The sequence below is a fragment of the Methylomonas albis genome, assembly GCF_014850955.1.
GTDB classification, from domain to species: Bacteria; Pseudomonadota; Gammaproteobacteria; order Methylococcales; family Methylomonadaceae; genus Methylomonas; species Methylomonas albis.
Window position 1 is genome coordinate 1,018,840 of sequence record NZ_JACXSS010000001.1, and the last position, 13,962, is coordinate 1,032,801.

Genomic DNA, 13,962 nt, shown 5'->3' on the forward strand with positions numbered 1-13,962 from the left:
ATGTCTGATTAACTCAGGTAACTGGTTATTGTCAAACGAATCCTCGTTACTAAGATGATGTATAAACGGAGGGAATTCTTGTGAATCATGACTTTATTGAGGTGAAAAAGGTTTCGTGGTAGATATGTGTTCAACTATGTAACACCTTGTTGGGCTTCTCTATAAACTGGCCGTATATGGAACTGAACAAAACTCAGGATCTCTTTTCTCTTTCAATTGGTGACATTGTTACCAAACGGAATCTGTTCGACCTCGTAAAGTTCTCGAAAGTCGAGGCATCGCCCTACTGGTCTGGTCCGGAGGGCTTTATTGGTAATACGCCAATGCAAGGAATAAATTGGGTTGGTCAGCTACCTGAAGTTCAGGCCGTAATAATCAAAACGCGCCCAGGCTCTTACGACGACGATGGTTGGTCTGACGATGGCAAGACTTCATACCACTATTCCTTCAAAGCGAGGAACGGTGAAATCTCATATACCGAAAAAGCCAACGAAGTCCTTGTTAAGCAGCCTCAGCATCTCTATCCAATCTTCCTGTTTACCGAACACAATGATGGGTGGTACTTCGAAGGGGATTTTTCAGTTTCTGAAATAGAAAACAAATTCGTCGTTCTGCATCGTGGTATGGCTTCTGCTGCTGAAATTTCTGCACCGCAGGATGAACTGTTGTTTCAAGAAGGTGAGAGGAAATACGTTGCTCACCTTATGGCTGAAAGATGCAAGGGTGTCGTAAAGGTGTTGAAGAGCGTCGAGTCATGGCTATGCGATATATGTGACGAAGATTTTCTCGCCAGGTACGGAGTCAAATATATAGAGGCTCACCACAAGGTCCCAATATCCACCTTCTCCGCGAGCTATGTGGTCAGTCTGTCAGACTTTGCTCTTCTTTGCCCGAACTGTCACAAGGCGGTTCACATCTATATGAAGAAAAGCGGATATGAGTACGCGAAAATCAAAAGCGTTTTGGGAGCCAAAGCCCAATCATTCCCCGGACTCTACGCAATAAAGCCGCGCAGTCCGTAGATTGTCTTTATAAGCTCACCACGGCCTACTTACTGAGAAGCGGGCTCCTTGCTGATGGTAAGCTTTGAGCTATCCACGCCGTCTGGGTTTCGACATTCCCATAGTGCCCCAGAATGTATGCCGAAATGACGATTTTGAGGATGAGAGACTGATTCATCTGTAGAAGCTTGCGAATAAGGAATATTTTTAGGACAGAAATAAATGAAACCTCTTGAACCGAAAATTTATATTCTCAAAGTTTTTTTCAAGCAGTTCGATTGTCTGCAAGTTAACCGTTTTTGCAGAGATCTTGGGATTGTGCCGGAGAATACAAATGAGATTGGTGAGGATGACTGGGGGCATCGTGGTTATCTTGAGCTGTGGTTTCAAGAGATTACCGGCAAATGCATCACTTTACATATTCAAAAACAGCGGAATAAAACTGCAAAAAAGTACATGGAAAATCTGCAACAATTTTTTGACGACTTGTATTCTCTGGAATATGTTGAAGATCTAGTTGATCTGGATTAGTCGTTAATAAATAGATGCGGTAACCAATATCCATTGCATGGTATTTAAAGGCTTGGTTAATAATTCCTACACCATATGAAACCGGTCAATATCAGCAGTTTGAAAAACAATCGGTATAAAAAACATGACTACTAACACAGTCCAAATCATCGCCCAACAAAGCCGCGTCGCATCGCGCCAATTAGCATCTGCATCCGAATCGACGCGCAATTTGGCGCTGGCGAAAATGGCCGAGGCGCTGGAGTCGGTCAGGCTGCAGGTGTTGGATGTCAACGCCCTGGAAATTGTCAAAGCCCGCGACGAAGGCCAATCGGACGCAATGGTCAAGCGCCTGACAATAGACGACAAAACCTTTGATTACATGCTGTCGCGACTGCAAAAAGTGGCGCAATTGCCGGACCCGCTGAATCGGATACTGACCGGCCATACCAATCCGGCCGGGCTGCGGGTTTACAAAAAATCGGTGCCGTTGGGCGTGATCGGCATTATTTACGAGTCGCGCCCCAACGTCACCACCGATGCAGCCGGGGTTTGCATCAAAAGCGGCAATGCGGTGATCCTGCGCGGTGGCTCGGAAGCGCTAAAAACCAACGCGATACTCACCGATGCGATGATAACCGGTGCGCTTGCTGCCGGTCTGCCGGAACATGCGATACAGATCATCAGCACCCCCGGCCATGAAGCGGTCGGCGAGCTGCTGAAAATGGACGAATACATAGACGTGCTGATTCCGCGTGGCGGCAAAGGCTTGATCAAGCGCATCGCCGAAGGCACGCGGATTCCAGTCATCAAGCATTACGACGGCATTTGCCACCTGTATCTCGCTGCCGATGCCGACCCGCTGCAGGCTATTGCCTTGGCGATCAATTCCAAATGCCAAAGCGTGCAGGTTTGTAACGCGCTGGAAACCTTGTTGGTGGATAGCAAATGCGCCGCACAACTATTGCCGCTGCTGCAAACGGCATTTGCCGAAAACCGCATCGAACTGCGCGGCTGCGAGCAAACCCAAGAGCTGTTGCCCGCTGTTGTCCCCGCGACCGAAGAAGACTGGCATAGCGAATATCTGGCGCCCGTTCTGTCGGTGAAGATCGTGGACGGCATTCAACAAGCCATAGACCATATCAACCACTACGGTTCCGGCCATACCGACGGCATCGTCACGCAAAGCCTAAGCCTGGCCCGGCAGTTTGAAGAACAAGTGGACTCGGCGTCGGTGATGATTAACGCCTCGACCAGATTGTCGGGCGGCGGCGATTACGGTTTGGGCTCGGTGGTGGGTATCAGCACCGACAAACTCCATGTGCGCGGCCCGGTCGGGCCGGATGAACTCACCACCTACAAATGGGTGGCTTATGGGGATGGGCATTTGCGCGGCTAGTGCGCACAGCCGGAGCTCCAATAGCGAGCTCAGCACGCCGGGTTTACTGTTTTCGTAATATTCGTAGTCTGGCAATAAATATCGGTTTTTGGGATAGATATTGCCTATTTCTATCCCTTTTTTATGCCGTGTTTTTTAAGGAGTGGCGGGTTCCGGCGTTGTTAGCCTGTTATCGACTCTACTAATATTATGCTGATGCTCAATAGACTCGGTTAAGTTATAGCCATTGTCGTTAAATAGATCGCCGATAAAAAACAAGCGCAGATCGATAATCCAGCCTATTTTTCTTTGCTTATTATTTTCGACAATAATAGTCGCCAGTTTTTGGTTGTTATCAATAACCTGGGTCACAATCGTCTTTGGATAGTCAGGGTCTTCTTTTAGGGCCCCGGATACTATGCGCTGAGCGGATTCTATGGTTAGTATTTGGGTGGTATTGGGGGTTGCCGTGTTTTTATTGTTTATTAACGATTGGGCTTTAAAATAACCAATATCGTAAGCCAGTTTAAAAACTAGGCTAATGACAATAGCCACGCCCCACACGGACAGGCCAATTTTTAATCGTCTTCTAACGCGAGGATGAGATAGTCTTTGCAGAAAAACTCTAAATTTCATTTTGATGTGATTATCCGGCCTTATCGGCCACTATTGAATATTAATGGTTGCGTTTTTGCTCAATAACGCTCGAGCAACTGATATATCGAGTGCAAGGCGGGTTATTGGAATCTTGGTTTAGTTCGGCAGTTGCACAAAACCGTGTTGGTCGAGCGGAAAAAAAGGATTGAAACAAACTTCCCAAAGAAAGCCGTCGGGGTCGGAAAAATAGCCCCTGAAGCCGCCCCAAGCCGCTTTTTCGCCTGGACGAACCAGCTTACCTCCGGCCGAAACCGCTTCAAGCAAGGTCGCGTCGACGTCTTCCGCCGATGCGACGTTGTGGGCCAGCGAAAATCCGGGAAAACCTGAGCCGTCAGCCGATACCATCGCATCGTCTGCTAATGCTTCGCGGCCAAACAACGCAAATGCCAGGCTCCCCACCTGAAAGAATGCTACTTCCTGCTGGCTGCCGGACGATTCTTGCCAACCCAGTGCCTTATAAAAACGTCGGCTTCTAGCCAAATCGGCTACACCTAGTGTGACAAAACTAATGGTCTGTTTCATGACGCTCCCTGTTACGTAAAAAAGCCGTCTAGTCGGCCCGCGCGGCGCCGACTAGCTATGACAGTCAGCGCAGACCGTAAGCTTAACCAATTGGTTCCACTCTGCCAACAACCGGACGGTCCGGTTTCAGCGTAACGCTGAAGGCTTCTTTGACGGTAATGTCGGTCTCGAAAGTAAAGGCCTTGAAAAAACTGACTATGACCAACAGCATTTCCAGCTCGGCAAAATGGCGCCCAATGCAATTATGCAAACCGCCGCCGAACGGGAAAAAGGCGTACTTGTGTCCGCCGGGCGTCGCGGTTTCCAGAAATCTGTCGGGATTAAACGCGTCCGGGCAGTCCCAAAGCCTGGCGCTATGGTGGGTGGTGTGCATGCTCAATAACACGATGGTGCCGGCGGGAATCGCGTAATCCCCCAGCTCTATGTCCTGAACGGTTTGCGTGGACAGCGCCGATGTGGGCGGATACAGGCGCAGGGTTTCGTACAATGCCGCTTTGGTATAACTCAGCTGACCCAAGTGCGCGGAGCTTAAGGTTTCGTTCGGCAAGCTGCGGATTTCGGCGGCGATCTTATCTCGCACCTCCGGGTGCCTGCCGGTTAAATAAAAAAACCACACCAAGGTATTGATGGTGGTTTCCTGACCGGCGAAGAACAGATTGACGGCTTCGTCTTGCAGCAAATTGTCGGGCATCGTGTAACCGGTACTCCGGTCACTGGATTGCATTAACTGCGATATCAGACTTTGTCCCGGATTCGTCCGCGTCTGCGCAATTTCCCCACCGATAAAGGTTTGCAGATAGTTCACGGCGGCGAGATAACGCTTCGATTTTAGCGGGATGAAACGTTTCAAACGGCGGCCAAGCACAATTTCGCTGCCCAACTGTACCGGCAACTCCTGACAGATGATTTCTATGACCTTGATCAGCTCCGCGCCGTTGCTCAGCTGATCCACGGATTTGCCCAGCAGGATGCGGATAAAAATTCGCTGAATCAGCCGCTTTATCTCTGTGCTTAAATCAACTTGGCCAGACGCCGCCATTTTCAACTCGTCCGCCATCGCGACCGCTTCTTCGACCATGATCAACTCATAATTTTTAACCGCGTCCTTGGTAAACAAAGGTTGCATCAAGCGGCGCTGTTTACTCCAAACCTGGTTTTCGCTATTGACCAAGCCGTTACCGAACAGCGATTTCTTGGCGTCATACAGAAAATCCCGGTTCAACTGGCCCTTGCCCTCCAGATTGAAAACCTGCTCTATATATTCCGGGTCGCAGACGAACAGAATTTTTCTGCCCAACAGCCGTCCGAGCACCAGCTCGCCGTATTGCTTATGAATCCGGGCTAAAGTCGCCAGCGGTCGCCAGATCAATTGCATCATCGGTAAAATTACCGAATGCTCCGGCAGCGATGGTTTTTTTTGTTGGTTGGTTGATGTCGCGTTTTCCATGGCATTGAATCAGTATTGAATGGGGGCCCAAGGAGATGCCTCTAAGCTATCGATCCGGCTTTGTGAAGTTTTAATATCCGTTCGTCTTGAGCGCAGCCGAAGCGCTCAACACAAACGGTTAAAACAGTTATGGGCCGGTGCAATAAGACATGATAACGGCAGGATCAGTAAGTATCCAGGTTGTTACACAACAGGGACGTTGAATTTCAAACGCGAAAACCGGCTAAATCGTTACTTTGGTGGTAAGCCCATGTAACATTTGATGACCCGTAGAGAGGACATACTTAACCAGTCAACCGCTTCTGTCGGCGGCCTGGGTTTTTGATAATCTCGGGTCGATGGAATAATTTGCCGGCACGCCGCGAAATCAGCTATCTTCTAACGGCCTGCATAACGAAACCACCTTATCCGATTGCCACGAATGGACTCCGCAAATCAATCGCTCATTGCCCAACCGGTTACGAATGCCGGTCGGCGATCATTAATGCTACGAACTGGATCGAGTAAGTCGTGATCACCTCACGGCGATCCAACTTCATTTTTCTTCAGCAGCATGATTCGCAACTGCTGAACTTGGGCTTGCTGGCGGAGAACTATTTCGCCGACGATCCCAACACCTGCTTGCTGAAACTACGCCAACTATCGGAGCTGTTGGCGCAACTGTTGGCGGCAAAAACCGGGCAATTTACCTCCCAAGATGAAAAACAATACGATTTACTCCGTCGTCTCCAAGATAGCGGAGTGCTGCCGAGGGAAGTATTTCAACTATTCGACGAAATCAGACGAGCCGGCAATGCTGCCAATCATGCCTTATCCGGTGATCATCGTTCCGCGCTTAGTACGCTTAAATTCACTTGGCAATTAGGATTGTGGTTTCATCGAGCCTTCAAGGACTCCAGTTACAAATCCGGCCCATTCCTGCCGCCGCAGCCACCGACCGACGAAAGCGCCGAACTTCGGGCCGAGCTGGAACGCTTGAACCAAGCCGTGACCGATTTCCAGTCCGCCCACCAGGACGTCGCGCAACAATTGCAGGCTGCCCAATCGCAGTTGCGGGAGGCCAAAGACGAGCGTTCTTTTTGGGAGCAATTGGCTGCCGAAGCTGAACAAGCTAAAGCTTCTCTGGAACAACGCTTGGCCGATCAACAGACCATCGCTGCCGCCCAACCCAAAAGTACTGTCGTCCAATTCATCACCGCCGCCAACGACGCAGCTAAAGCAGTGCAATTGGACGAAGCCGATACCCGTAAGATCATCGATCAACAATTGCGCCAAGCCGGTTGGGAAGCTGATTCGGAAACCCTCAAATTCAACCAAGGTGCTCGCCCGGAAAAAAACCGCAACCGCGCGATTGCCGAGTGGCCCACCGAAAGCGGTCCCGCCGACTATGTTTTGTTTATTGGCCTGACGCCGGTGGCCGTGGTCGAAGCTAAACGCAAAAACGTCGACGTTTCCGGTGCCTTGCAACAAGGCAAACGCTATAGCCGAACCTTCAAACCCAGCGAGGAAACTACCTTGCCGGAACAAAACTGGGGCGATGACAACAGCTACCGAATTCCGTTCGTCTTTTCCGCTAATGGCCGTCCTTACCTTCGACAGCTGGCGACTAAAAGTGGCGTGTGGTTTTGCGATTTACGTCTGTCCGATAATCTCAGCCATGCACTGGATGGTTGGTATACGCCGGACGGTTTGAAAGAACTGATCAAACGCGACGAAGTTAGGGCCCACGAAAAACTGGCCAATACGCCGTTCAACTACGGTTTTGAATTACGCTACTACCAACAAGAAGCCATTCTCGCGACCGAACAAGCCATTGGCGCCGGTCAACGCGAAATGCTGCTGGCCATGGCGACCGGCACGGGCAAGACCAAAACCTGTATCGCCCTGATTTATCGTTTACTCAAGGCACAGCGATTTAAGCGGATTCTGTTTCTGGTGGATCGCTCGGCATTGGGGGAACAAGCCGCCAACGCTTTCAAAGACACCCGCATGGAAAATCTGCAAACCTTTGCCGATACCTTCGGCATCAATGAATTGGAAGAGCAAACCCCGGACAACGATACCGCCGTGCAGATCGCCACGATACAGGGTATGGTGCAACGCTTGTTGTTCGCTGCCGAAAACGTCACACCGCCAGCTGTCGATCAATACGATTGCATCGTGGTTGATGAATGCCATCGTGGCTATTTGCTGGACCGCGAGCTGTCCGATACCGAAATGACCTTCCGTGGCTATGAAGATTACATTTCCAAATATCGCCGAGTGCTGGATTACTTCGATGCCTACAAAATCGGCCTGACCGCCACGCCGGCTTTACACACCTCGCAAATCTTCGGTGCGCCGATTTACACCTACAGCTATCGGGAAGCCGTGATCGACGGTTATCTGGTGGACTACGAACCCCGATACAAATTCATACCGAGCTCTCCAGCAACGGCATTACCTGGAAAGTAGGCGAAGAACTCAAAGTCTACGATCCACGCCGCAACCAGATTGAATTATTCAAAGCCCCCGATGAAATCAAAGTCGATGTCGAAGACTTCAATCGCAAGGTGATTACCGAATCGTTTAATCGTGTGGTCTGTGAATATCTGGCCAAAGAACTTGACCCTGCCTCACGCCAGAAAACCTTGATCTTCTGCGTCAACGATGCCCACGCCGATCTGGTGGTCGATCTATTGAAAAAGGCCTTCGCCGCTGAATACGGTAGTGTCGAGGACGACGCGGTCATCAAAATCACCGGCGCCGCCGACAGACCTTTGCAACAAATCCGCCGCTATAAAAACGAGCGCCTGCCCAATGTCGCGGTCACCGTGGATTTGCTGACCACCGGCGTCGATGTCCCGGAAATTTGCAATCTGGTGTTCCTGCGTCGGGTCAACAGCCGTATCTTGTTCGATCAAATGCTCGGACGTGCCACGCGACTTTGCGATGCCATTGGCAAAGAAGCCTTCCGTGTCTTCGATGCCGTACAAATCTTCGCTGCCATCCAAAACATGACTGCGATGCGGCCGGTGGTAGTCGATCCAAAAATCAGCTTTAGCCAGTTGGCCGCAGAGTTGGTGTCTGTCAGCGATGATGACGCCCGCAGTTTGGTACGCGACCAGTTCATTGCCAAGCTGCAACGCAAAAAACGCCATTTATCCGAACAATCGGCACAAGACTTTGAAACCCGCGCCGGCATGAAGCCCGATGCTTTCATCCAAAAACTGCGGGCCATGCCACTCCCCGAAGTCGCCGCCTGGTTTACCCAAAATCCCGATCTGGGTGAAATTCTCGATCGTAAAAGCACAGGTTCTGCGCCGCCGATTTTCGTATCTGACCATGAAGACCAGCTCAAAAAGGTCGAACGTGGTTATGGCAACGCCCAAAAACCGGAAGATTATTTAAACGAATTTCGCGCCTTTATCCAAAGCCACAGCAACGACATTCCGGCGTTGACCACGGTCTTGACCCGTCCCCGCGAGCTGACCCGTAAGCAACTGCGTGAGCTGTTACTGGAACTGGATAAAGCCGGTTTCAGCGAAACCCATCTGGATACCGCTTGGCGGGAAATGACCAATCAAGACATTGCCGCGCGTATCGTCGGTTACATTCGCCAAGTCGCCATTGGCGACGCCTTGTTACCGTATAGCGAACGTGTCGATCATGCTTTGCAAGCCATCCTGGCACAAAAAACCTGGAGTACTCCGCAGCGCGACTGGTTAAAGCGCATCGCCGCCCAAACCAAAGCCAATCTGCTGGTAGACCGCGAGGCACTGGACGATCCCGATCTGGTGTTCAAACGCGAAGGCGGCGGTTTCAATCGACTCGATAAACTCTTCAACGGCGAGTTGCAGCACGTTTTAGACGCGTTCAACGACTCGCTCTGGCAATCGGGCGTCGCTTGAAAAATTCCAGCTAAAAGCATAAAGTAAGGTTTCCTTACTTTCAGATTCGGTGATTGCCATGCTTGCCAAAATGACATCGAAAAACCAGCTCACTCTGCCGAAAAGCATTACTGCCGCCGTTGGGGCCGCAGAATACTTTGACGTGGAAACCCGCAACGGCCAGATCATCCTTACCCCGGTGCGTATTCAACGTGGCGATGCCGTGCGCGCCAAACTGGCGGAATTGAATCTACAGGAATCCGACATCAATGATGCGCTGGCTTGGGCGAGACAAACTACTTAAAACCATTCCCCTCTTTGTAAAAGAGGGGTTAGGTGAGATTATTCAAATGAATCCCCCTCGATCCCCTTTATGCCCAGTCGGGTGTTTTTTCAAAGGGGGAGGAACAACTGACTCATAATCAACGCATGCAGGAACAAAACAACGCACCCCGCGTCGTTATCGACACCAATCTGGTGCTGTCGGCCCTGGTATTTGCCCAAGGTCGCGTCACGCCATTACGACGGGCCTGGCAAAACCAGCAGATTCAACCTTTGCTCTCCAAAACCACGGCAGCGGAATTGATTCGGGTATTGCAATATCCCAAATTCAAACTCAGTGCAGACGATCAGCAAGAACTGCTCGCCGATTACTTGCCTTATTGCCAAATTATGAATCCCCCCTGGCCCCCCTTTTTCAAAGGGGGGGATTTTGCCGGTATTGCTCAGGTGTACTCGGACTTGGCTACAGCAGGCGAGGCCCAGGCCTTGATTACCGGCGACCAGGATTTACTCTGCCTGGCAGCCGGCTTTACGTGTCCCATTCTCACCGCAGAACAATTTTTACAAACGCTTAATACATGACTACCAACGACATCGTCGGCAAACTCTGGAACCTGTGCAACATCCTCAAGGATGACGGCGTTACCTATCACCAATACGTCACCGAGCTGACCTATATGCTGTTTTTAAAAATGGCGATGGAAACCGGCAGCGAAGAGCAATTGCCGGAAGGTTACCGCTGGTCGGACTTGGAAAGCCGCGCCGCGCCAGATAGATTGGAGTTTTACAAACGCTGAAAATCTTGGAAACGGAGCGCAAGCGAAGTGAAGATTTTTAGTCCCCGATAGCCGTAGCGCCGGGCGGGTTTTCGCAGCGAAGCGGAGAAAACCTGCAAGGCATCGCGACACGGCGTCAAGTCATGCGAGAGCCGATGTTTCGACCCCCTGTTGGGTCGAAACGAGGTGACGCGGACGAATCGGGGCCGCCGAAGGCATAAACTGCCAGCAAATTTTTCGCGCTGAAATCGGATGGGACCCATTTCAGCTTTACCGAAAAATGCTGGCGCTCCTGATCCTGCTAATCCACCTCGGCAGCCACGGTTCAAACCTGGTTCAAGAGATATTCGCCAACGCCAGCAGCTTTATCAAAAAGCCCGCCACCTTATCCTCGCTGGTCGCGGAAATCGACAAACTGGATTGGTACAGTGTGCATCGCGAAGACTTGGGCGACTTGTACGAAGGCTTGCTGGAGAAAAACGCCAACGAGAAAAAGTCCGGTGCCGGCCAATACTTCACACCACGAGCCTTGATCAATAGCATGGTGCGGGTCATGCAACCCACGCTCACCGACACCATTCAAGACCCGGCCGCGGGCACTGGCGGCTTCCTGATTGCCGCCAACCATTACCTGCGCACCCATAACGACTTCGACGCGCTCACCGACAGCCAGCAACGCAAATATCGCAACAGCACCTTTTACGGCATGGAGCACGTGCAAGACACCCACCGCTTGGCCTTGATGAATCTGATGTTGCACGGCATCGACGGCGGCATTCGTTACGGCGATACCCTCAGCCTGGAAGGTCAAGCCTTGCCCAAAGCCTCGTTGATCCTGACCAATCCGCCGTTCGGCACCAAAAAAGGCGGTGGCTTGCCCAGCCGCGACGACTTTACCTATCCCACCAGCAACAAACAGTTTTGCTTTCTGCAGCATATCTACCGGGGCTTGCAACCGGGCGGCCGGGCGGCGGTGGTTTTACCCGATAACGTGCTGTTCGAATCCAACGTCGGCACCGAGATTCGCCGCGATCTCTTGGACAAATGCAACCTGCACACCATCCTGCGCCTGCCGACCGGCATCTTTTACGCCCAAGGCGTGAAAACCAACGTGCTGTTCTTCAGTCGTGGTGACAGCGACAAAGGCAACACCCAGGAAACCTGGATTTACGACCTGAGCGCCAACATGCCGCAATTCGGCAAGCGCACTCAACTCACCGAGCAACACTTTGAGGAGTTCGAAGCGGCGTTTGGTAACGATCCAACCGGCAGCCCTGCCAGTTTGGCCAAGCGCATCGACCAGGGCGAAACCAGCCGTTTCCGCCGTTTCAGCCGCGAACAAATTGCCGAACGCGGCGATAGCCTGGACATCAGTTGGCTGAAAGACGACAGCGCCACTGAAGCCCAGGACTTGCCGGAACCCGCCGAACTGGCTCAGGAAGCGATGACTGAACTGGATGCGGCGATGGAGGAATTGCGGGGGATTTTGGCGGAGTTGGGCATGGAGGAAGCGCTTTGATCCTGCCGTATGACCAAGGTCTGAAAACCAACGCCCGCAAACTGCGCGGCGATATGACCGATGCCGAACAAAAACTCTGGAACCGTCTGCGCCGCAAGCAAATCAACGGCTGGCAGTTTTACCGGCAAAAGCCGCTGGGTCCTTACATCGTCGATTTTTATTGTGCGGCGGCCGGCTTGGTGGTTGAGCTGGACGGCAGCCAGCATTTTGAGGCCGAACACCAAGCCGCTGATCAGCGACGCGATGCGTATTTGCAAAACCTGGGCTTGCGAGTATTGCGCTTCGATAACCGGCAAGTGTTGTTGGAGCTGGATGCGGTGGTGGAGGTGATTAGTCGAATCCCCCCCGGCCCCCCTTTTTCAAAGGGGGGAGATAACTGCGGCCCTGGCGCCTCTGATTCTCCCGATGAAAACGATGGAGCTACCCCAGACTCAGCGCTGCCAATACCCACCCTTGGTAAAGATGTAGCCACCCCCGACCAATTCAACTCAATCCTCTCCTTTGAAAACGGGAGAGATAAGCCAGACCACTCCAACCTAATCCCCCCCTTTGAAAAAGGGGGGCTAGGGGGGATTCATACAAATAATACCGACAACGGCAAGGAGCCATCATGAGCAGGCTGCCTGAGGTGCCTTCGACTTGGACAATAACCAAATTGGGCGAAGTCGTCGATTATGACAAGACCGTAAAAGTCGAGCCAAACAAAATCGAATCATCGGCTTGGGTGCTGGAATTGGAAGACATTGAAAAACATACGTCCAAACTCTTGGCTAGATGCAAATTTTCCGACCGCGGTTCGAAAAGTACCAAAAACCACTTCGAAATTGGCGATGTTCTGTACGGAAAGCTGCGGCCCTACCTGAATAAGGTACTGATAGCCGACCAAGCAGGCTACTGTTCGACAGAAATCATACCGTTGAAAACCAACGACAATTTGGGTGCTCGTTTTCTGTTTTATTGGTTAAAACATCCGGCTTTTCTCGATTATGTAGAAGCCGAAAGTCACGGGTTAAACATGCCACGGCTGGGTACCGAAACTGGCCGTGCCGCTCCATTCGTATTCGCTCCCCACAACGAACAAAAACGCATCGCCGACAAACTCGATGCCGTGCTGGCTCGAGTAGATACCTGCCGCGACCGCCTTGACCGAATTCCAGCCATCATCAAGCGTTTTCGCCAGTCTGTTGTTTCATATGCGACTGATGGAGGCTTAACTGAAGATTGGCGAACTCAGAAATATGGGTGTGCTGATAAGCTCATTGCAGAGACTAATCTACAAGATCTGTGTTATCGAGATCGAGTGATTACTTATGGAGTTATAAAACTGGGGGATGACATTGCCAATGGCGTTCCGTGTCTACGAACTAGCAATGTCCGTTGGTTGAAATTTGAAAATGATGGAATGAAAAAAATTGCTCAGAGCTTATCAAACGAATATAGCCGCACAATTCTTCAGGGGAACGAAGTTTTAGTAAATGTTCGAGGTACACTAGGCGGTGTGGCAGTCGCAACTTCAGATATGGCTGGCTGGAATGTTTCCAGGGAGGTCGCAGTCATTCCTGGAAACATTACAACAGTTAACCCTCAATTTTTGGCTTTGTGGATTGGAGCTGATAGAAGCCAGAGATGGTTGAGCGGTGTTGAAAGAGGGGTTGCATATACGGGTATTAACCTTGAAGATTTGCGAACACTTCCAGTGGCGATACCTAAACTTGATGAACAAATCGAAATCGTCCGCCGCGTCGAATCCCTATTCGCCTACGCCGACCGCCTGGAAGCCCGCTACCAAGCCGCCCGCACCCAAGTCGAAAAACTCACCCCAGCCCTGTTAGCCAAAGCCTTTCGCGGCGAACTGGTCCCGCAAGACCCCAACGACGAACCGGCCAGCGAATTGCTGGCGCGCATTGCCGCCCGGAAAATCGATGCTCTTGCCAAAAAGCGTGCGGGAAAAATGTCGAAATCCACGGCATAACATTGATCGGTGCCTTGACCTAAAGCCGC

Annotated in this window: 14 protein-coding genes; 11 read left to right on the forward strand and 3 right to left on the reverse strand. The window is 51.3% G+C overall.

Annotation, left to right across the window (positions count from 1 at the left end; genetic code table 11):
- The first annotated feature begins 176 nt into the window (after positions 1–176).
- From EBA_RS04870 to EBA_RS04880, 3 genes are all read left to right on the forward strand, one after another.
- The gene (locus tag EBA_RS04870) at positions 177–1,022 is read left to right on the forward strand and encodes an HNH endonuclease (protein WP_192373611.1); all 846 of its coding nucleotides are present in this window, start codon (positions 177–179) and stop codon (positions 1,020–1,022) included.
- Between the two features lie 201 nt (positions 1,023–1,223).
- Positions 1,224–1,532 (forward strand): hypothetical protein, encoded by a 309-nt coding sequence (locus EBA_RS04875; RefSeq protein WP_192373612.1) that lies wholly within the window; start codon positions 1,224–1,226, stop codon positions 1,530–1,532.
- 124 nt (positions 1,533–1,656) lie between these two features.
- Complete coding sequence (locus EBA_RS04880) at positions 1,657–2,910, forward strand: glutamate-5-semialdehyde dehydrogenase (protein ID WP_192373613.1); 1,254 nt, start codon at positions 1,657–1,659, stop codon at positions 2,908–2,910.
- 135 nt (positions 2,911–3,045) lie between these two features.
- Here EBA_RS04880 and EBA_RS04885 read toward each other — a convergent pair whose 3' ends face one another.
- The 3 genes from EBA_RS04885 to EBA_RS04895 all read right to left on the reverse strand — a co-directional run bounded on the left by EBA_RS04885 (position 3,046) and on the right by EBA_RS04895 (position 5,515).
- Positions 3,046–3,525: a hypothetical protein gene (locus tag EBA_RS04885; RefSeq protein WP_192373614.1), complete on the reverse strand. Its 480-nt coding sequence runs from the start codon at positions 3,523–3,525 to the stop codon at positions 3,046–3,048.
- Positions 3,526–3,642: 117 nt separating this feature from the next.
- Complete coding sequence (locus tag EBA_RS04890) at positions 3,643–4,068, reverse strand: VOC family protein (RefSeq protein WP_192373615.1); 426 nt, start codon at positions 4,066–4,068, stop codon at positions 3,643–3,645.
- Positions 4,069–4,150: 82 nt separating this feature from the next.
- The gene (locus tag EBA_RS04895) at positions 4,151–5,515 is read right to left on the reverse strand and encodes a cytochrome P450 (RefSeq protein ID WP_192373616.1); all 1,365 of its coding nucleotides are present in this window, start codon (positions 5,513–5,515) and stop codon (positions 4,151–4,153) included.
- Positions 5,516–6,025: 510 nt separating this feature from the next.
- Here EBA_RS04895 and hsdR point away from each other — a divergent pair.
- The 8 genes from hsdR to EBA_RS04935 all read left to right on the forward strand — a co-directional run bounded on the left by hsdR (position 6,026) and on the right by EBA_RS04935 (position 13,933).
- Positions 6,026–7,969, forward strand: a complete 1,944-nt coding sequence (hsdR, locus tag EBA_RS04900; protein WP_223146646.1) for a type I restriction-modification system endonuclease — start codon at positions 6,026–6,028, stop codon at positions 7,967–7,969.
- Between the two features lie 98 nt (positions 7,970–8,067).
- Positions 8,068–9,405, forward strand: coding sequence for a type I restriction-modification enzyme R subunit C-terminal domain-containing protein (locus EBA_RS04905; protein WP_223146647.1), 1,338 nt, complete (start codon positions 8,068–8,070; stop codon positions 9,403–9,405).
- A gap of 58 nt (positions 9,406–9,463) precedes the next feature.
- Entirely contained in the window at positions 9,464–9,688 is a 225-nt protein-coding gene (locus EBA_RS04910; RefSeq protein WP_192373617.1) for an AbrB/MazE/SpoVT family DNA-binding domain-containing protein, read from the forward strand.
- Between the two features lie 125 nt (positions 9,689–9,813).
- Complete coding sequence (locus EBA_RS04915; RefSeq protein ID WP_192373618.1) at positions 9,814–10,248, forward strand: putative toxin-antitoxin system toxin component, PIN family; 435 nt, start codon at positions 9,814–9,816, stop codon at positions 10,246–10,248.
- Entirely contained in the window at positions 10,245–10,463 is a 219-nt protein-coding gene (locus EBA_RS04920; RefSeq protein WP_223146648.1) for a type I restriction-modification system subunit M N-terminal domain-containing protein, read from the forward strand. Before EBA_RS04915 ends, EBA_RS04920 begins: the two co-directional genes overlap by 4 nt.
- A 259-nt stretch (positions 10,464–10,722) precedes the next feature.
- Entirely contained in the window at positions 10,723–11,961 is a 1,239-nt protein-coding gene (locus tag EBA_RS04925) for an HsdM family class I SAM-dependent methyltransferase (RefSeq protein ID WP_192373619.1), read from the forward strand.
- Entirely contained in the window at positions 11,958–12,575 is a 618-nt protein-coding gene (locus EBA_RS04930; RefSeq protein WP_225615914.1) for an endonuclease domain-containing protein, read from the forward strand. Before EBA_RS04925 ends, EBA_RS04930 begins: the two co-directional genes overlap by 4 nt.
- Entirely contained in the window at positions 12,572–13,933 is a 1,362-nt protein-coding gene (locus tag EBA_RS04935; protein WP_192373620.1) for a restriction endonuclease subunit S, read from the forward strand. Before EBA_RS04930 ends, EBA_RS04935 begins: the two co-directional genes overlap by 4 nt.
- The last annotated feature ends 29 nt before the right edge of the window (positions 13,934–13,962 follow it).